Raw genomic sequence first — 16,336 nt, forward strand, 5'->3', positions numbered from 1 at the left:
ACGCTTTTTCCATCAGGTCCCATGGCCTCGCGTCGGTCGATCGGCTCCGTAACTCGATGTGGACGATCCGATCCACCTAAATGGTCGGCTCCGGAAATCCTTCGGGTGGCCTGCCGGGCGATCGGGCGCGTCGGCCCAGCCGCGTGCGGCCGGCAGCACGATCTGCGCACGCACCCGCGCCCGGTACTCGCTTCGGTGGCCCCAAGCCGTCTTCTTCAACCGCTTGCGTTCGGCAGCAGTCCCAAAGATCGAGCGGGGCAGCGGCAACGGGCATGGCGGACAGGCCGATCGCGAGAAGTGGATCAAGACAGCGGCAGGCTGCCGTATCCACGACGGCCACCGCGAACCGCCCATCCACCGGACACGTCATCCAGATCGGGCCGGATGGCCGCCATGCCCACACCCGCCGAGTCCACCTGGACCCCTACTGGCCCAGAGGCTGACCGGCCGGGCCCGCACCGCCTGGCCGCGGCTGGGCCCGACCGGAGAGTCTCAGCTGGTGGCGGCCTTCGCGACCAGCTCGCTGATCTGATCGACCGCGGCGGAAGGACCAGGGAAGAACCGGTTCTTGGTCAGCGTGAAGGGAATGCCCGTCGTGGTGTCGGCATACGCCGCGCTGCCTCCCATGCCGGGCATGCCGAAAACGCTCAGCGTCTCCTGCGGGTTGGCTCCGGGCCGGCCGAGGTTGTAGCCCAGCCCGCGCGGCATAGGGAAACCGGCCATTTGGTCGACATCGGCCGTGGCCAGGGCTGTGACCTCACGCAGTCGCTCGTCCGAGACCAGCCGGACACCATCCACCTCATCAAGCAGCGCGGCGTACATCCTGGCCGCCGCGCGGGCGGACATCGCGCCGCCCGAGGGAATGTGCGAAGTGAGCACCACGGGGTTGTTGCCGTATTCGGCGCTGGGGGTCACGGCGGGCGGCGTGGCCTTGAGCATCGGCATGTCGCCTGCACCGCTGCCATCATCGCGGCGGTACCGGGCGCATCCGCGAGCCGGGCGAGCCGGCCGAGCTCGGACTCCGGGACGCCGAAGAACAGCTCGTCGGCGATGCCCAGCGGAGCCGCCACCTCCTGGATGAGTACTTGCGAGATCGGCTTGTCAGTGGACCGGCGGACGATTTCGCCCATCACGAAGCCCCAGGTCATCGCGTGGTAGCCGGTCTCGGTCCCGGGCTCCCACCAGGGCTCGGAGCTGGCGATCAGGGCACACATCCTGTCCCAATCAGCCAGGTCCTGCACCGTGAGGTCGGACGGCACTGCCGGGACGCCGATGGAGTGGGTCAGCGCGTGGCGGATGGTCGCCTTGTTCTTGCCGGACCCAGGGCGCGCGGAGTTCGGGCACCCGGCCAGGACAGCCCGAGGACGGGCAAGAGCAGCGTGGACGTGATCACCCTCTATCCACGCAGCGCCGGGAGCGACGGCGAGCGGAGCTCCGTCCGCCGATGTCCGGCGCGTGAAGCGCCGGCACCTGGACTTCCGGCACGCACAGTTCGGCATGCTGCCGGGCCGGTCGGTCAGCGGGCCCGGATCACCGGTGATCGACCGCCGCGCCGGGTCACTGCCTGTTCGCGCGTCGTCTGCGGCGGCCCGGAGCAGGCGCGGACGGGAGTTCCGGCACGCCGACGTCCGACGCGTGCAGCCCTGGCGTGGAATCCAAGTGCGTGGGAGCTCCGGCACGCGGGTGCCCGGAGTGCGGGGCTCCGGCGTGTGGGGCCTTGGCGCGTGGAGTTCGGGCATGCTGCGGGGCCGGCCCGTGGGAGGGGCCGGATCACCGGGTGGCCGCCGCGACCACGATCATGACGCCGATCATGGCGGGCGGGTCACGGCTCGCCGATCGCTGTTTGCCGTTCGCGAGTCGCTGTTCACGGATCACGGGTCAGGAATCGTGGCTCGTGGCTCGTGGACGCAACCCGCGGCGCGCCGATCGTTGTTCAGTGGTGGTTGGTCACTGTCTGTCGGTCCAGCGTCGGGGGCGGAGCTTGGAATACCGGTGGAACCGCATCGACACGGTCCCGTCGCCCTGATCGATCACCTCTACCCGGTCGGGGTGGCGGGACTTCCACTTGTTGTCCGCGGCGCACAGCGGTGCGAGGTTGTTCAGGTTGGTGCGACCGGTCGGATACCAGGGTTTGATGTGGTCGATCTCGGCCAGGTAGGCGGGGACGTCACACCCTTCACGGCAGCAGGTCCGATACATGGCCAGGATCGCCTCCCGCTGGTCGGCCGAGGCCAGCCGGCGTGCCCGCCCGAAGTCCTTCACGATGCCGTCCGCGTCGCGGAGCACCCGCCGTAGTTCGGCGGTATAGGCCATCCGCCGCGCATCCTCGGCCGGGACAGCCGTGCCGTCTTCCAAATACGCTGGTTCTTCTGATTGGCCGGTCAGGGTCTGCTCGGTCACCGACACGTGCATCACGGTGCGCCGCCCGCCCTGCGACAGTCGGATGGCGAGGGCGTCGGCCATGCGGCGGCCGTGGTTGCGCAGGTCGGTGCTGTCGGTTTTGGCCGCCAGTGGTTCCAGCCAGGTTTTCAGCTGCATCTTCAGTTCTGGGTCGAGCAGCCCGCGCAGGCGGCCCATCCCGTCCGCGGTGTCGGAGATGGTCAGGTGCTGGCGTTCGGTCTTGGCCGCTGCCCGCGCCAGCTTCCCGTCCGGGTCGATGGTCTCGATGATGGTGTGGCCGGCGCGGGCCACGTCCTCGACCGTGGACGCCGACGCTTGTGCGAGCTGGACCAGGATCGGTTCGGCCAGTTCGGTTTCGGCGTCGTCCAGGTGGCGGGTGGCGGACGCGATCGTCGCCGCATACCCGTAGGACAACCGGCCCGAGGCGAACAGACCAGCGGTGCGGGGCAGGCGCGGCAGCTGCCGCGCGAGTGTGACACGTTCCCCAGCGCGGGCGGTGCGTGACCCGGTAGCTGCTGCCAGCCACGCCCCGATCGACCGCCGCCCGAACAGGTGGTGGCCTTTACCCGCTTCGGCTATCGGGAGGCGGGCGGCGATCGCGGCTTCGGCCAGATCGATCGCCCGCGCCAGGGCGACGATCTCCGCCATCACCACCTCAACCTCGGCACCGGTCCCAGCCCCTGCCCCGGCCCCGGCGTTAACACCGGCTCCAGCCCGGGTCTCGGCCCCCGCGCCAACACCGGCACCGGCCCCAGCGCCAGCCTCGGCCTCGGCTCCAGCCCCGGTCTTGGTTTCGCCCGGCGCCTTTCCCGCAGCCGCGGCCAGCCGCTCGGCACGAGCCAGCAACTCGATGACGTCGCGTCCGGCCAGGTTCAGATCGGGCCAGTCCCCTACTCGGCAATCACCACCAGGGACCGGGCCCGCACCGTCCTGCCCATCACCGCCGATGCCCTGGCCGTCAGTGTCCGGGTGGTCGGTGGTAGCGCCCCGGCCATCGGCGGCAGCATCGCCACCGGCCCGCCGGTCACCGCCACGCCGACCTGATCCCTGTGCGTCTGTGTCCTGCGGGGCGCGGTCCGGACGCTGCTCGTCCTGGCAGATGCGGCCCACGCCCAGCTGAGCCTCGCCCAAGCGGTGCCGGCCTTGCCCATCCGCGTCCTGTCGGCCGGAGCCGTTCCGCTGCCGATCATCGCGACCGGCACGCAGGGGACGGTTCGCGGACGGCTTGTCGTGGGTGGGGCGGCGGCCTTGCCAGATCCCGTCCCAGGCCGACAGGTCACCACGGTCGTGCCCGGGCCGCGGCTCGTCCCGACCAGAAGGAGCACCGCCATCGCCTCTGAGGCGCTGCGACCCCTCCCCGCTGTCAGGCTTCTGGTCTTCTGGCGCGTCTGGGAGGCCGAGCAGCCGACGTGCCCAGGAGTGCGCCTCGTCCGGCTCGCGTGGCCCACCTCGCCCGTCAACGCACGCCGCGTCGTCCGGCTTGCCGCGTCGCGCACCTCGCCCCTCGGGGCGCGCCGGGTCGTGTGGGGCGGGACCAGGGGCTCCTTCGCGGCAGCCGGCGCTGCGAGCGTGGTCGAGGAGCACCGCCCCGTAGGAGTCACCGGAGAAGCGATCGGATCCGATGAACGGCGTGTGCCGCCTGGGTCCGCGCCGCCGCGGGGACGTGGAAGGCGCGTCGGACGGTGGAGGCGGAGGAGCGTTCTCCGGTCGGCGCGACAGCAGCACGCCACCCGAAAGCATCATCTCTTCGCACCTCTCCTCCCGGTCTGACGGTCGACCCTCTGCGAGGATATCGTTCACGCGTTCGATAAGCAACTCTAAGTAGCCACTCATGTACTATTTGTGAGCATTGCGTACGAGATTCCGTTTGGCTGGTATTCGCGAGAGGCGGAGCGGCAGCATTCGGCGAGGCGACGCGGGCTTCGCCGGACGAGGCCGAGGAAGGCTGTGGCGGCGGAGGCAATGGCCGCAGTGCGGAGGGGTGAAGGCAATGGCCGCGGGCTGGAAGGGGCGGAAGGCGTCGACGTGCGGCCCGGACGCCGGACTCGCTCGGCTCGGGTGCCCCACCGAAGAGCCCCAAAAGGGTGACAGGCACCGGAGTGGGAGCCCCTTCTCCTGAAGGTGGACACCTCCGGTATGGACGAGCAAGAACGTTCGGTGACCGATCGTTTCCACTGGTGGACGCTGTCGGAGCTGACGTCGGCGACCGAGCCGGTGGTGCCTGCGGGGCTCGCTCCGCTTTGGACGCGTCTCCTCGATGGACGCCCATTGCGGGAGCCGGCTCTCTTGCCAAGGCATCTACCAGGCGACCAGCGCCCTTGATCGGGTCTCCCCTCGCCGGGGTGTCGGGCGTGTGCCTAAGCATCGGCGTCCCGCAAGCCCCCGAGCAGTCACACTCGGGACCGCACGGAGTCGCCAGGCGTCGGGGCCCCGGGCGCCGCTCAGGTTGATTTCAGCTCCGTCGACCTACCCTCCTCCTGGCGGTCGGTGCGAGGGCCGGCCCCGCCACGCGTTGCCGATCGACTCCGGGGGCGCGCACGCGGCGTTCGGGGCGTCCCACGGGGGTGCGCCTCCCGCGAACGGGGAGGGAACGTGAAGAAACTTCCGCAGATCACCCTGGCCTTCTGGGTCATGAAGATCGCGGCGACGACTCTGGGGGAGACGGGCGGCGACCTGCTCGCCCAGACGTTGAACGTCGGCTACGCCGTCGGCTCGCTGATCCTCGTCGGGCTGTTCCTGATCAGCCTCGTGACGCAGTTGAGGGCGCGAGCGTTCCACCCGGTGCTCTATTGGACCGTGATCCTCTCGACGAGCACGGCCGGGACAACCATGTCTGACTTCATGAACCGCACCGTCGGGCTCGGCTACGCCAGGGGCGCCCTGATCCTGGTCACGGCGCTCGCCGCGGTGTTCGTCGTCTGGCGGTTCAGCGGCCAGCCGTTCCAGGTCGAGCGGATCAGCACGCTCAGGGGCGAGATGCTGTACTGGACCGCGATCTTGTTCTCGAACACGCTGGGCACCTCTCTCGGTGACTTCCTGGCCGACGACTCCGGCCTCGGCTATTCGGGAGGGGCGCTCCTGATCGGCGGCCTGCTGGCGTCGATCCTCGTCGCCACATACCTCACCCGGATCTCCCGCACGTTGCTGTTCTGGACGGCGTTCGTCCTCACTCGTCCGCTCGGCGCCACGGTGGGCGACTTCTTCAGCAAGCCCGTCGTCAAGGGCGGTCTCGGATACGGGACGATCGGCTCCTCGCTGGTGCTCGTCGGCGTCCTGGCCGCGCTGATCCTTTACACGATGTGGCGGCAGCGAGCGGCGGTACCGCTGTCCGACACGGAGCGGTCGATGGGCGCGCCAGGGTGACGACGGAGGGCTCGGCGCCTCATGCCGCGAGGAGCCGGTGCTCGAGTGGCGTCGCCCGGAAGGACGCGAAGGGCGCGAAGGACCCGCGGGACCTGGGGGACGCGAAAAACGCGAGGGACCCGAAGGAACAGGTGGCGCAGGTCACCCCGCGGGCAGCCTGACCACGAACCGGGCGCCCTCCGCGGACGCGGCCAGGTGGATGTCGCCCCCGGCCGCCCGGGCCAGACGCCGGGCGAGGGCGAGTCCGAGTCCGGCGCCGTCGTGTCCGTCGGCGGGGTTTGCCCGCCGTCCCGGCTCGAAGACGGCCGGGCCGACGCCGGCCGGCACCCCGGGCCCGTCGTCGGCGACAGTCACCTCGGCGCCGCCGGGGACGCGGGCGCACTCGATCGTGACCGTCCGTACGGCGTAGCGGCGGGCGTTGTCCAGCAGCGGGGCCAGGATGCGCTCCGCGACGGGCGCGGCGACCCCGGCGGCCACGGCGTGGCCGCGGACGACCACGGGGGCCGCCTGCGGGTGCTCCTCGGCGGAGCGCCGGGCGAGGTCGTGCGCGAGGTCGAGCAACGCGCACCGCCCGGGGGTCGGCGCCGCGCGGGTGCGAGCCTCGGAGAGCAGGGTTTCGCAGATCTGCCACATTGTCGCCGCCGACGACGCGATCACCGCGTGGGAGGCCCGCTGCTCCGCCGCGGTGCGGGGCCGCGCCGCCAGCCAGTCGGTCTCCGCGACGATGCGGGCCAGCGGGGTGCGCAACTCGTGCGAGAGCTCGGCGGACTGCCGCTGTTCGTGGCGGAGAACGGCGGCCAACCGGTCGAGCAGCTCGTCGAGGTTGGTGGCGAGCGAGGCGAGCTCCTCCGGGCGCCCCGCCACGCCGAACCGTTCGGCCGCTCCCCGCTCGCTCCAGCTCGCGGCCTGGGCGCTCATCTCGGCGACCGGCCGCAGGGCCCGACTGACGATCGCCCGGGTGACCAGATACACCACGCCGAGAAAGAGCAGTCCGAGCACCGCTGAGCCGACAAGGGTCGCATGCGCCATGGTGCGGTACGGATCCAGGCCGACCGAGGCGACGACCGTCCCGACCTGCCGGCCGTGGTCCGATCGGGCCAGGACCGGCAGGGCGTAGAGCCGGGACACGTACGGGCCGGCGGTCTCCGCGAAGATCTCGCGGTGGTTCGCGAGCCGGTCGGCCTCGCGCTGGAGTCGCCGGGGTGCCGCGGGACGCTCGATGGCGCGGGCGCCCTGGTAGATCCAGATGCCGGTGTCCAGCGCCCGGTCGTCCGCGGGTTCGTGGATGACGATGGCGCCATCCGGCCGCGTCTCCAGGGTGGCCGCCACCGCCGCCGCCCGGGTCCGCAGCAGGTCGTCGGCCTGGGCCCCGAGGCGCGCGGACAGGGTGACGTTGAAGGCGCCGGCGAGCAGGCCGACCCAGACCGCCGTGGTGACCAGGGCGAGCAGGGCGAGCCGACCGCGAAGTGTGCACGGCAGCGGGACGCGCCGTGCCGGGATCGTCCGCGGCCACCTCATGCGAAGCGGTAACCCACGCCCCGCACGGTGTCGATGCCGAGCGGGCTGTTCACCTCACGCAGCTTGCGCCGTAGCCGCGCGAGGTACTGGTCCAGGGTGTTGTCGCTGACCTGGGCGCCCGTCGGCCAGGCCGCGCGCAGCAGCGCCCGCCGGCGTGTCACCGCCCCGGGGGAGGCCATCAGGCAGGCCAGCAGCCGGAACTCGGTGGGGGTGAGGGCGACCGGCACCCCGCCGACTTCCAGGAGATGCCGGGCCGGGTCGAGTCGCACTCCGCTGACCTCGACGGACAGCTCCCGTCCGGCTCGGCGGACGGCCGCGTGGATCCGGGCCGCGAGTTCGGCCAGGTGGAACGGCTTGCTCAGGTAGTCGTCGCCACCCGCCGAGAAGCCGGAGAGCCGGTCGGTCAGGTGGTCGCGCGCGGTAAGGAAGATCACAGGGGCGTCGACGCCCGTCGCCCGCATCGCCTGGCAGACGTCGCGACCATCGGAGTCAGGCAGGCCGATGTCGAGAACGACCGCGTCCACCCGATCTCGGACGGCCCGCAGCGCCGCCGCCCCGTCGGCGGCGGTGAGCACCTCGAAGTGCTCCTCGTGCAGGCCGCGGGCGAGTGCGTCGCGAAGCCGGTGGTCGTCCTCGACGACCAGGACACGGTAGACCGTCACCCGGCCAGTATCACCTGCCTCCGCGGTGTTCGCCGGGCCGTTGTGGTGCGACTCTCCGGTCGCGTACAGGTGCGGGCGGCTCGACGCCGGAGCCCGGGCGAATCACCGGCGAGGCCCGGAACCTCAGGTGCCATCGCCCGCGTTCCCCGAACGCCGGTGATCCGCCGGGCGCCCGAGGCGGAGCGCCCCCCGGCCGAGACGGCGATCGACGCTGCCCCGCAGCGCGATGACGGCCGAGGTTCCGGCGGCGCCGGCCAGCAACGCGCCGATCACGTCGGTGGGGTAGTGGACGCCGAGATACATGCGCGCGAACGCCTGCGCGGCCACCAAGACGGCGCCGACGGACACGACGAGGGGAAACCGGCGGGTGCCGGCGGCGAGGAAAGCCGCGGCGACGACCAGTGAGAGTGTCAGGGTGACGTGCCCGCTGGGAAAGCTGTCGTGACCGATCTCGTGAACGAGCTGGTCCGCCGCCGGCGGGCGGGGCCGGGCGATGATCTGCTTGAAGACCGAGCTGGTGGCCCAGCCGATCGCGACGATCAGCGTGACCAGCACGGCCGTACGGGCGCGTCCCATCAGGACGAGCGTGACCGCGAGCAGCACGACGATCGTGAGCCCGGCCACGGGGCCGAAGGCGACGTTGAGGACATCGGCGATCACCGTCAGAGTCGGGGTGCGCAGTGTCTCTATGGCCTCGTCGGCGCGCAGGTCGTGCTCGGTGACCAGCGGCGTACGCGCGGCGACCCCGAGCAGGCCGGTCGCGACGACGAGGACCGCCGGCATACGCAGACGCTTGATGAGCACGGAACTCCTTGGTCGCGGATCGAGCCGGAGACGTCTCACCCACGCCGTCACGACACCGCGCGGGCCGTCGGGACGGCTTCGTGGAAGGGCGCGCCCGGTGGAGAGCCGAAGCCTCTGATCAGGGCATAGGCGAGCATATGCCACGGCCGTCATGCGGCGAGGGAGCCGGGCACGCCGTTCGGCGATCAGGCCGCCGACCCGGTGCGGGACCTCCTCGGCCGGCCGCCCCTGCGGCCGCCCCTACGGGGGACCCTGGCGTGGCTCGGCGAGGAGCCCGCCGCCTTCTCGCACATGCCCCTGAAGGGTTCTCCGCACACTTTCGGTGACCTCGCCCCGGCAACCGCCTCCGAGATCCTCACCGACCTCGAAGCGGTCATCGCCAAGTAGCGGGGGATGGGCTTGATCGATAAGACGGCCTTCAGGTGTCGTGCCGAATTCTGGCCGAATTCTGCACGGCACCCGGAGGCCGTCGCGGTTCGCCTCAGGCGCCCGGCCGGCCGCGCCGCTGCCAGAGGGTGTCGAGGGCGAGCGTCCCGCCTCCGCTGAAGCCGATCGCCACGGCCGCCACGGCGAGGGCGAGGACGAACTCGTAGCCGCCCTTGTCCACGGTGAAGCCGTTCCCGCCGTGGACGAAGGCGATCGCGCCGAGCATGTCGAGCGCGAGCAGGGTCCCGGCGACCGGCAGGGCGGCGCCGAGGATGAGGGCCGTGCCGCCGGCCAGCTCCAGCACGGTGACAGCCGGCGCCGCCAGACCGGGCAAGGGGATTCCGATCTGCTCGAAGAACGCCGGGGTGCCGGACAAGCCCATGGTCGTGAGCTTCTGCCAGCCGTGGACGAGGAAGATGACCCCGATGCCGACCCGGCCGATCAGCAGGGCAACGGGTCGAATCCGCGTGAGCATGGAAGTCCTTTCGTTCGAATTTGTACCAAACCTAGTAGCTGGTTCAAATTTGAACAAACCGTAGACTGGGGGAGTGACGGAACCCCCTTGGCTCAACGCGCGGGAGATGGACGCCTGGCTGGCCTACCTCACCGCGTCGCACCTGCTGGAACGCCGCATCGAGGAACAGCTCAAGGCCGACTCGGGGCTGACCCACTCGCAGTACGAGATCCTCACCCGGCTTTCATCCGCTCCGGGTCAGAGGATGCGGATGACCGAGCTGGCCCGCCTGGTGGTCGTCTCCAAGAGCGGGCTCACGTACCAGGTCGGCCAGCTCGAGAAGATCGGGCTGGTCGAGCGGGTCTCCTGCCCCTCGGACGAGCGGGGCGTCATGGCGGTGCTCACCGGTGAGGGTCTGCGCTGCCTGGAGAAGACCGCGCCAGGTCACCTGGCCGTCGTCCGCGCCTTCTTGATCGACCACTTCGGCCCGGACGAGCTGACGTCCATGACGCGGATCATGTGGAAGGTGGCGTCGGCGATGGGGGCCGCCGTGCCGCCTTCCGGAACATCCGTCGGACCTGGAGAGGGGTGAGCCGGCCGGGTGCGGCCGGCACGCCCCCGGTTCAATCGATGATCGCGGTGGCTTCGACCTCGACCAGGAGGTCGGGCCCGGCCAGCGCGGCGACACCGATCCCCGTGAGCGGCGCTACCGGGGTGACGCCCAGCCTCGCGGCGGCCCGGGCGACCCCCTCCGCGAACAGGGGCATCTTCTCGGGGGTCCAGTCGACGAGATAGACGGTCAGTTTCACCACGTCGTCGAAGGAAGCGCCGACCTCGGCCAGGGCGGTGCCGATGTTGAGGTAGCACTGTTCGACCTGAGCGGCGAGGTCGCCTTCGCCGACCGTGACCCCGTCGGCACCCCAGGCGACCTGCCCGGCGATGAAGACCAGCCTCGACCCAGATCCGATGGACACCTGCCGGTATAGATCGATTTCCGGCAGTCCGCCGGGGTTCACCAGAGTGATGGCCATGCTGTCTGTCTCCTTGTCATGAGAAGCCCGTTTGTCATGCGAAGCCCATGGGCTCGCTTCCGCGGAACCGAGACGCGTGTGCTCTCTTGCGGTTACTCAGGAACTGTAGGAGAGTGGCCGCTGACATGGAAGAACGCACTTTTCAGTGACTGGGGAACCCAATGGTGACCAAGCAACTCGACGGCTCGCTCAACGACGCAGACCTGACGCGCGCGGACTCTTTGGCGCGGGAGATCTTCTCGGACGTCGCCAACAAGTGGGCGTTCCTGATCATCGAGTCCATCGGTGAACACACCCTGCGCTTCAGCGAGTTGCGTAACGAGATCGAGGGCATCAGCCACAAGATGCTCACCCAGAATCTGCGCATGCTGGAGCGCAACGGTCTGGTCGAGCGGAGTGTGTACGCCACCGTGCCGCCGCGGGTCGAGTACACGCTCACTGAGCCGGGACGGGCTCTGCGCGCGACCGTCGATGGAATGTGTGCCTGGACCCAGCGGTACCTCGGCCGCATCGAGGCCTCCCGCCGCCGCTTCGACGCCTGACGGACGGAGTGCTCGTACGCGAAGCCGACGGCCGGGCCTCGCTCGGGCGGTTCGTAGGGCCGGTAGGGTCGCGATCCCGGCAGTACCGGTCACTTCGAGGTTCTTGCCGCCGGCCGCCTCCAGCCCGATCCGCACCGCCTCGGCCGGGCCGCAGTTCAGGGCGGCTCCATGGTGGGCCTCTTTACAGGTGGCGATCTAGCCGTTTCCGTGCGTGGGCGGATGCGCGCTCAGTGTTTGTGTGGGCCGCCGAGGTGCTCACAGTCCGTTGAGTTCGGGTGTGGGCTTGTGTTCGGGTGCGGGCGTGGTGTGTGTGGCGGCGCGGCGGATTCCGCACAACAGCAGGATGGCGGCGGCCACCAGCAGCGGCGCCGGGGTCGGCTCCGCGATGACGGCGCACACGACGGCCCAGACCAGCATCGTCCAGGCAAGGAAGGCGGGCGGGGTCAGGCCGCGTCGGTCCATCCATAGCACGAGCAGGCCGACGAGTAGCAACGGCAGGCCGAAACCGGCCGGGTTGCCCCAGAAGTCATGGACCGCCGGTGTGTCGTCCCGCCAGTGGCCCCACAGCCGCAACGACAGCCAGTCTCCAAAGGAGGCCCGGCTGAACAACAACCCGAGGGCGAGGTGTCCGCCGCCGATGATGGCGAGGACGCGGCCAGCCCATTTGATCATGTTGATCACGCTCCTATCGTGGAAATGCCGGTGGTGGGATTGCCGGTCTGCGACTGCCAGCCGCGGCCGATCTTTCGGGTCAGTGCTGGGGACACCACCACCCGGCGAATCGGCGTGATCCCGGCCAGGTAGGCCTTACCGAGCAGGCCGTTGGGCTTGACCAGCGTGGCCAGCCGGCCTCGATAGCCGCCGGCCTGATCAGGCACCCAGCCCAGGTGCATCAGCGCGTGCACGGTCCGGTTGGCGGACTCGGCGACGAACTCGGTGTCCGTCAAATACACCGCGGTGAACGGCACCCCGCGAAAGTCCGGGCCGCGCGGCCCGTCGCGCAGGTCCGCCGGCAGCCGATCGCGTAGCGACCGCACTCGCTCGCCGACGCCTTGGCCGCTCTTGTCCCAGCCCAGCAGGTTGCCCAGCTTCCAGCGGACCTCGAACAGCAGGTCATACAGCCGGGAAGAGCTCTCTCCGTTGCCGCCAGAGGTCATCTGTCGCACCAGTCTCGGCAGGTCGTCAGGGCCGCCGGGTGTCGGCAGTTCCCAGACGTCCTCGAGCGTGAAATCGGGGGCGATCTCGTGGATCTGCCAGGGACGGGCGGTGTGTGCGGTGTTCGGGAGTCGCATCGTGCTCTCCTTTCATTATCCATACAGTGGTGTACTGTATGGTTGAAGGCTAGACGCCATGAGACGGCGAAGACAAGATGCCGTGTCGCAGATCACACCGACAGGAGGAATCGATGGCGGCCACAGCCCGCGCCCCACGCGACACCTGGATCGAGGAGGGGCTGCGCGCCCTTGCCGCAGGCGGCCCGGACGCCGTCCGGGTCGACGTGCTGGCCAAGACGCTCGACGTCACCCGAGGTAGCTTCTACTGGCACTTCAAGAACCGGGAAGCACTCCTGGAGGCGCTGCTGGAAACCTGGGAGGAGAAAGGCGCCGACCAGGTCATCGGGCGCATCGAGGCCGAAGGCATTGACGCCCGGGACAAAGTACGACTGCTGGGCACCCTGGTCCCCCTCTCTCCGCTGATGCCCGTCGAACTGGCGATCCGCGACTGGGCCCGCCGGGACCCAGCGGTCGCCGAACGCCTCCGCCGCGTCGACAACCGGCGCATGGGCTACCTCCGCACGCTGTTCAGCTCCTTCTGCCCCGATCCCGGCGATGTCGAGGCTCGCAGCATGCTCGCCTTCTCCCTCGCCATCGCCAACCAGTCAGTGGCCGCCGACCACAACACACACAGCCGCGCCGAGGTCCTCGCCCTGGCCACCCGGCACCTCCTGATCTGAACCGCCAAGCTCAACCCACGCGCGAAGCAGGCACACCAGTTCCGCCGTGCGCCCGAACCGGCGCCGCCCACCCGCACCGTGACCCTGCTGCGGCGCGAAAACGCCTACCAGAGCGCCGCCGCCCGCGCCTTCGCCGCCGTTGTCGCCGACCATGTGCGCGCCCGCGGATACGCCCCCGCTGAGCAGAGGCGGCAAGCGGGTCCTCGCCGCGCGTCCGAGCGGTGACCGCTTGTCCCGGGGAGCCGCTAGCCTGGACATTGGTATACCAGTAACTCGCGCGGGCGTCGCTGCCATCGCCCCGGGAACGCGGAGAGGGCTTCCGCCGCTCGGGGCAACGGCGGACCGGCCCCGTACGCCCGAGTCGCCACCCTCGCGCCCTGGGAGAGCCCCGTATGCAGAGCAGCCGTTCCCACCCCTCGGTGTTGGCCGATGTCACGCTCCCGGACGGCCGGCGGGCCGACGTGTCCCTCCGCGACGGTCTCATCGCGTCTATCCGCGAACGCGCCTCGGACGGCGGGGCGCCCGTCGAAGACGTCCGGGCGGCCGGAGACGTCGGCGACGGCCGCGTGGACCTGGGCGGCGCGCTGCTGCTCCCCGCCTTCGTGGACGGCCACTCCCACCTGGACAAGACGTTCCTCGGAGCGCCCTGGCAGCCGCACGTCCCAGGCGGCACGATCCGCGAGCGGGTCGACGCCGAGCTCCAGACGCGCCGGAAACTCACCGTCCCGGTCGCCGAGCGCGCCCTGCGGCTGGCCCATCGCATGGTGGGGCACGGCACCGGTCACACCCGGTCCCACGTCGACGTCGACCCCGAGGCCGGCCTGGCGAACCTGCACGCGGTGCTTGAGGTCCGCGAGCGCGTCCGCGACCTGATGACCGTACAGATCGTCGCGTTTCCGCAGAGCGGCGTGATCACCGCGCCCGGCGTGCCCGACCTGCTGGACGCGGCGCTGCGCGAAGGCGCCGACCTCGTCGGCGGCCTCGACCCGCACGGCTTCGACGGCGACGTGGACGGGCAGCTCGACGTCGTCTTCGGGCTCGCCGAGCGGCACGGCGTCGGCGTCGACATCCACCTGCATGATCCGGGCGAGATCGGGGCCGGGCAGCTGCGGGACATCGCCGCCCGCACCGCCGCGCTCGGACTGCGCGGCCGGGTGACGGTGAGCCACGCCTACTGCCTGGGCGAGGTCGCCGACGCTACGCTCGCCCGGACGGCGTCCGCGCTCGCGGCCGCGGGGGTGTCCATCCTCACCAACGGCCCAGCCGGGCCGATGCCGCCCGTCCTGCGACTGCGCGAGGCGGGCGTGCGCGTCTTCGCCGGCTCCGACAACATCCGCGACGCGTGGTGGCCGTACGGCACGGGCGACATGCTCGAACGGGCGACGATCATCGGCCTGCGCGACGATCTGATGACCGACGACGAGCTGCGCGTCGCGGCCTCGCTCGTCACCACGGAGGCCGCCGCCGCTCTGGGCCTGGATCGCTACGGGCTGGAGCCCGGCAGCCGCGCCGACCTCGTCGCCGTCGCGGCGGCGAGCGTCGCCGAGGCGGTGGCCGCGCACCCCCGGCGCCTGATGGTGATGCACGCCGGGCGTGTCGTGGCGACCGACGGCTGCCCAGTGGCGGGACTGCCCGCCCCCGGGCCCGGCGTCCAACGGGCCTGGTAGCCCGCGATGCCTTCGCTGACCGACGAGCGCGGCTCCACCGTGCCTTCCCGGCCTTCCCGCGACCGGGCTCGCGGTACCCGCGCGCCGAGCGTCAAGGCCGCGGCCGCCGGTGGCGGGTCAGTGCGCTCCGGCGGCGCGGAGCAGGCCGGCCACCGCGGTCTGCCCCTTGGCGACGGCGTGGCCGAGCGGGGTGACGCCGTCGCGGTCGGCGAGGTCGACGTCGGCGCCCGCGGCGACGAGCATCCGGACGATCTCCTGGTAGGGCGGGCCGCCGTCGCCGAGGATGACGGCCTCCAGCAGGCCGGTCCAGCCGAGGTCGTTGACATGGTTGACGTCGATTTCGGTCTTCAGCACCTCGCGGACGTAGGCCACGTGCCCGCGCTCGCAGGCGGGGATGAGCGAGACGCCTCCGTAGCGGTTGCGTACGGTCAGGTCGGGGCCGGCGGGCAGGAGGGCGTTCAGCATCGCGACGCTTCCGGTGACGCCGGTGACCAGCCAGGGCGTGTCGAGCCGGGAGTCCTGCGCGTTCGGGTTCGCGCCGGCCGCGACCAGCACCTCGGCGACCTCGACGTGGTCGGCCGCCGCGGCGAGCAGCAGGGCGGTACGGCGGAGCCCGTCGCGGGCCTCGACGTCGGCCCCGGACGCGAGCGCGTCCCGGACGCCCGCGGCGTCACCGCGCGCGGCGCGCGCCAGCAGTTCCTCGTTGAGCACACTCTCTCCTTTCACCGTGCGGCCGCAGGCCGCGAGCAGCAGACTGAGCCCGGAGACCAGGATCGCCCGGCGCTTCATCCGTATCGTCCTTCCGTGCTCTCGCCACCGGACGCGGCGCCGGAAGACCGGCGCCGTCCGGCGCTTCAACGGTGTCATGCGTGACCGCACTTCCTCGCGCCGGCCGTCCGTGGCGGACTTCTCAGCGGAGTCGGCCGGCGACGGCCTTGAGACCCGCCTGGGCGATGGCCTCGTCGATGTCGCCGCTCGGCGCCCCGCCGACGCCGACGCCCGCGATGGGGGCGCCCTCGGAGGCGACGGGAACGCCGCCGCCGAGGAAGAGGGTGCCCGGGATGTCGGCGATGGACGGGCCCCCGCCGGTCACGCCCTTGCCGAGCTCGCTGGTCGTCCTGCCGAAGGAGACCGCGGTGAAGGCCTTGCGCCGGGCCGACTCCTCGGTCTGCGGGCCCGCGCCGTCGCCCTTCAGCACGAGCCGGGTCGCGCCGGATCGGTCGACGATCACCACGGTCACGCGTTGCTTCTGCTTGGCGGCCTCCTTCATCGCGGCGTCGGCGATCGTCAGGGCGGCGTCGGCGGAGAGCACGCCGGTCTGTACGACGGCCTGCGCGGCGCGACCGTTCTCCGCGGGGGCGGCCTGGGCGGGTGCCGCGCCGAAGGCGCCGGCCATGACGGCGAGCCCCGAGAGCGTGCCGGCGATCAGGCGGGTGCGGAGGGAACCAGTCATCGTTTCTCCAGTTCAGCGTGGTGAGGTCGGGTGCACTCAAAACTTCCAGGAGAGCCGTCGTG

19 protein-coding genes are annotated in these 16,336 nt (G+C 71.1%); 6 read left to right on the plus strand and 13 right to left on the minus strand.

Annotated elements, in window-relative coordinates:
- Nucleotides 1-492: 492 nt before the first annotated feature.
- The 4 genes from ACQP1V_RS17485 to ACQP1V_RS17500 all read right to left on the minus strand — a co-directional run bounded on the left by ACQP1V_RS17485 (nucleotide 493) and on the right by ACQP1V_RS17500 (nucleotide 3,602).
- Nucleotides 493-939, minus strand: a complete 447-nt coding sequence (locus tag ACQP1V_RS17485; RefSeq protein ID WP_433424173.1) for a hypothetical protein — start codon at nucleotides 937-939, stop codon at nucleotides 493-495.
- Complete coding sequence (locus ACQP1V_RS17490) at nucleotides 912-1,739, minus strand: serine hydrolase domain-containing protein (protein ID WP_433424176.1); 828 nt, start codon at nucleotides 1,737-1,739, stop codon at nucleotides 912-914. The genes ACQP1V_RS17485 and ACQP1V_RS17490 overlap by 28 nt, the downstream gene beginning before the upstream one ends.
- Before the next feature lie 208 nt (nucleotides 1,740-1,947).
- Nucleotides 1,948-3,048, minus strand: a complete 1,101-nt coding sequence (locus ACQP1V_RS17495; protein ID WP_433424178.1) for a DUF222 domain-containing protein — start codon at nucleotides 3,046-3,048, stop codon at nucleotides 1,948-1,950.
- 242 nt (nucleotides 3,049-3,290) lie between these two features.
- Nucleotides 3,291-3,602 (minus strand): hypothetical protein, encoded by a 312-nt coding sequence (locus tag ACQP1V_RS17500; RefSeq protein WP_433424181.1) that lies wholly within the window; start codon nucleotides 3,600-3,602, stop codon nucleotides 3,291-3,293.
- A gap of 1,390 nt (nucleotides 3,603-4,992) precedes the next feature.
- On the opposite strand from ACQP1V_RS17500, the gene ACQP1V_RS17505 reads away from it, so the two are divergent.
- Nucleotides 4,993-5,763: a COG4705 family protein gene (locus ACQP1V_RS17505; protein ID WP_433424183.1), complete on the plus strand. Its 771-nt coding sequence runs from the start codon at nucleotides 4,993-4,995 to the stop codon at nucleotides 5,761-5,763.
- Between the two features lie 141 nt (nucleotides 5,764-5,904).
- On the opposite strand, the gene ACQP1V_RS17510 is transcribed toward ACQP1V_RS17505, so the two are convergent.
- From ACQP1V_RS17510 to ACQP1V_RS17520, 3 genes are all read right to left on the minus strand, one after another.
- The gene (locus tag ACQP1V_RS17510) at nucleotides 5,905-7,281 is read right to left on the minus strand and encodes an ATP-binding protein (RefSeq protein WP_433424186.1); all 1,377 of its coding nucleotides are present in this window, start codon (nucleotides 7,279-7,281) and stop codon (nucleotides 5,905-5,907) included.
- Nucleotides 7,278-7,943: a response regulator transcription factor gene (locus tag ACQP1V_RS17515; protein WP_387410783.1), complete on the minus strand. Its 666-nt coding sequence runs from the start codon at nucleotides 7,941-7,943 to the stop codon at nucleotides 7,278-7,280. The genes ACQP1V_RS17510 and ACQP1V_RS17515 overlap by 4 nt, the downstream gene beginning before the upstream one ends.
- A gap of 123 nt (nucleotides 7,944-8,066) precedes the next feature.
- Nucleotides 8,067-8,747, minus strand: a complete 681-nt coding sequence (locus ACQP1V_RS17520; RefSeq protein WP_433424188.1) for a phosphatase PAP2 family protein — start codon at nucleotides 8,745-8,747, stop codon at nucleotides 8,067-8,069.
- 201 nt (nucleotides 8,748-8,948) lie between these two features.
- On the opposite strand from ACQP1V_RS17520, the gene ACQP1V_RS17525 reads away from it, so the two are divergent.
- Nucleotides 8,949-9,134, plus strand: a complete 186-nt coding sequence (locus tag ACQP1V_RS17525; RefSeq protein ID WP_433424191.1) for a hypothetical protein — start codon at nucleotides 8,949-8,951, stop codon at nucleotides 9,132-9,134.
- Between the two features lie 94 nt (nucleotides 9,135-9,228).
- Here the strand turns inward: ACQP1V_RS17525 and ACQP1V_RS17530 are convergent, their stop codons facing one another.
- Nucleotides 9,229-9,648 carry a DoxX family protein gene (locus ACQP1V_RS17530; RefSeq protein ID WP_433424194.1) on the minus strand — a complete coding sequence of 140 codons (420 nt, stop codon included), beginning with the start codon at nucleotides 9,646-9,648 and terminating at the stop codon, nucleotides 9,229-9,231.
- 73 nt (nucleotides 9,649-9,721) lie between these two features.
- Between ACQP1V_RS17530 and ACQP1V_RS17535 the strand changes: the two genes are divergently transcribed.
- Entirely contained in the window at nucleotides 9,722-10,219 is a 498-nt protein-coding gene (locus tag ACQP1V_RS17535) for a MarR family winged helix-turn-helix transcriptional regulator (protein ID WP_433424196.1), read from the plus strand.
- Between the two features lie 31 nt (nucleotides 10,220-10,250).
- Here ACQP1V_RS17535 and ACQP1V_RS17540 read toward each other — a convergent pair whose 3' ends face one another.
- A complete protein-coding gene (locus ACQP1V_RS17540; RefSeq protein ID WP_433424198.1) occupies nucleotides 10,251-10,658 on the minus strand; it encodes a RidA family protein in 408 nt (135 codons plus the stop codon).
- A 161-nt stretch (nucleotides 10,659-10,819) separates the two neighbouring features.
- Between ACQP1V_RS17540 and ACQP1V_RS17545 the strand changes: the two genes are divergently transcribed.
- Nucleotides 10,820-11,200, plus strand: coding sequence for a winged helix-turn-helix transcriptional regulator (locus ACQP1V_RS17545; protein ID WP_433424200.1), 381 nt, complete (start codon nucleotides 10,820-10,822; stop codon nucleotides 11,198-11,200).
- 255 nt (nucleotides 11,201-11,455) lie between these two features.
- Here ACQP1V_RS17545 and ACQP1V_RS17550 read toward each other — a convergent pair whose 3' ends face one another.
- Together ACQP1V_RS17550 and ACQP1V_RS17555 are read right to left on the minus strand one after the other, a co-directional pair.
- Nucleotides 11,456-11,872 (minus strand): DUF6463 family protein, encoded by a 417-nt coding sequence (locus tag ACQP1V_RS17550; RefSeq protein WP_433424203.1) that lies wholly within the window; start codon nucleotides 11,870-11,872, stop codon nucleotides 11,456-11,458.
- Nucleotides 11,873-11,877: 5 nt separating this feature from the next.
- Nucleotides 11,878-12,492 (minus strand): DUF2867 domain-containing protein, encoded by a 615-nt coding sequence (locus tag ACQP1V_RS17555; protein WP_433424204.1) that lies wholly within the window; start codon nucleotides 12,490-12,492, stop codon nucleotides 11,878-11,880.
- 113 nt (nucleotides 12,493-12,605) lie between these two features.
- Here ACQP1V_RS17555 and ACQP1V_RS17560 point away from each other — a divergent pair, with 113 nt between their 5' ends.
- Together ACQP1V_RS17560 and ACQP1V_RS17565 are read left to right on the plus strand one after the other, a co-directional pair.
- Nucleotides 12,606-13,154, plus strand: a complete 549-nt coding sequence (locus ACQP1V_RS17560; protein WP_433424207.1) for a TetR/AcrR family transcriptional regulator — start codon at nucleotides 12,606-12,608, stop codon at nucleotides 13,152-13,154.
- Between the two features lie 392 nt (nucleotides 13,155-13,546).
- Nucleotides 13,547-14,821, plus strand: a complete 1,275-nt coding sequence (locus ACQP1V_RS17565; RefSeq protein WP_433424210.1) for an amidohydrolase family protein — start codon at nucleotides 13,547-13,549, stop codon at nucleotides 14,819-14,821.
- A gap of 117 nt (nucleotides 14,822-14,938) precedes the next feature.
- On the opposite strand, the gene ACQP1V_RS17570 is transcribed toward ACQP1V_RS17565, so the two are convergent.
- Both ACQP1V_RS17570 and ACQP1V_RS17575 read right to left on the minus strand, forming a co-directional pair.
- On the minus strand, nucleotides 14,939-15,610 hold the full coding sequence (locus tag ACQP1V_RS17570; protein WP_433424212.1) for an ankyrin repeat domain-containing protein: 672 nt from the start codon (nucleotides 15,608-15,610) through the stop codon (nucleotides 14,939-14,941).
- 121 nt (nucleotides 15,611-15,731) lie between these two features.
- Nucleotides 15,732-16,274 carry a GlcG/HbpS family heme-binding protein gene (locus ACQP1V_RS17575; RefSeq protein WP_433424215.1) on the minus strand — a complete coding sequence of 181 codons (543 nt, stop codon included), beginning with the start codon at nucleotides 16,272-16,274 and terminating at the stop codon, nucleotides 15,732-15,734.
- Nucleotides 16,275-16,336: the final 62 nt, after the last annotated feature.

This window comes from Microtetraspora malaysiensis (assembly GCF_050947145.1).
GTDB classification, from domain to species: domain Bacteria; phylum Actinomycetota; class Actinomycetes; order Streptosporangiales; family Streptosporangiaceae; genus Microtetraspora_A; species Microtetraspora_A malaysiensis.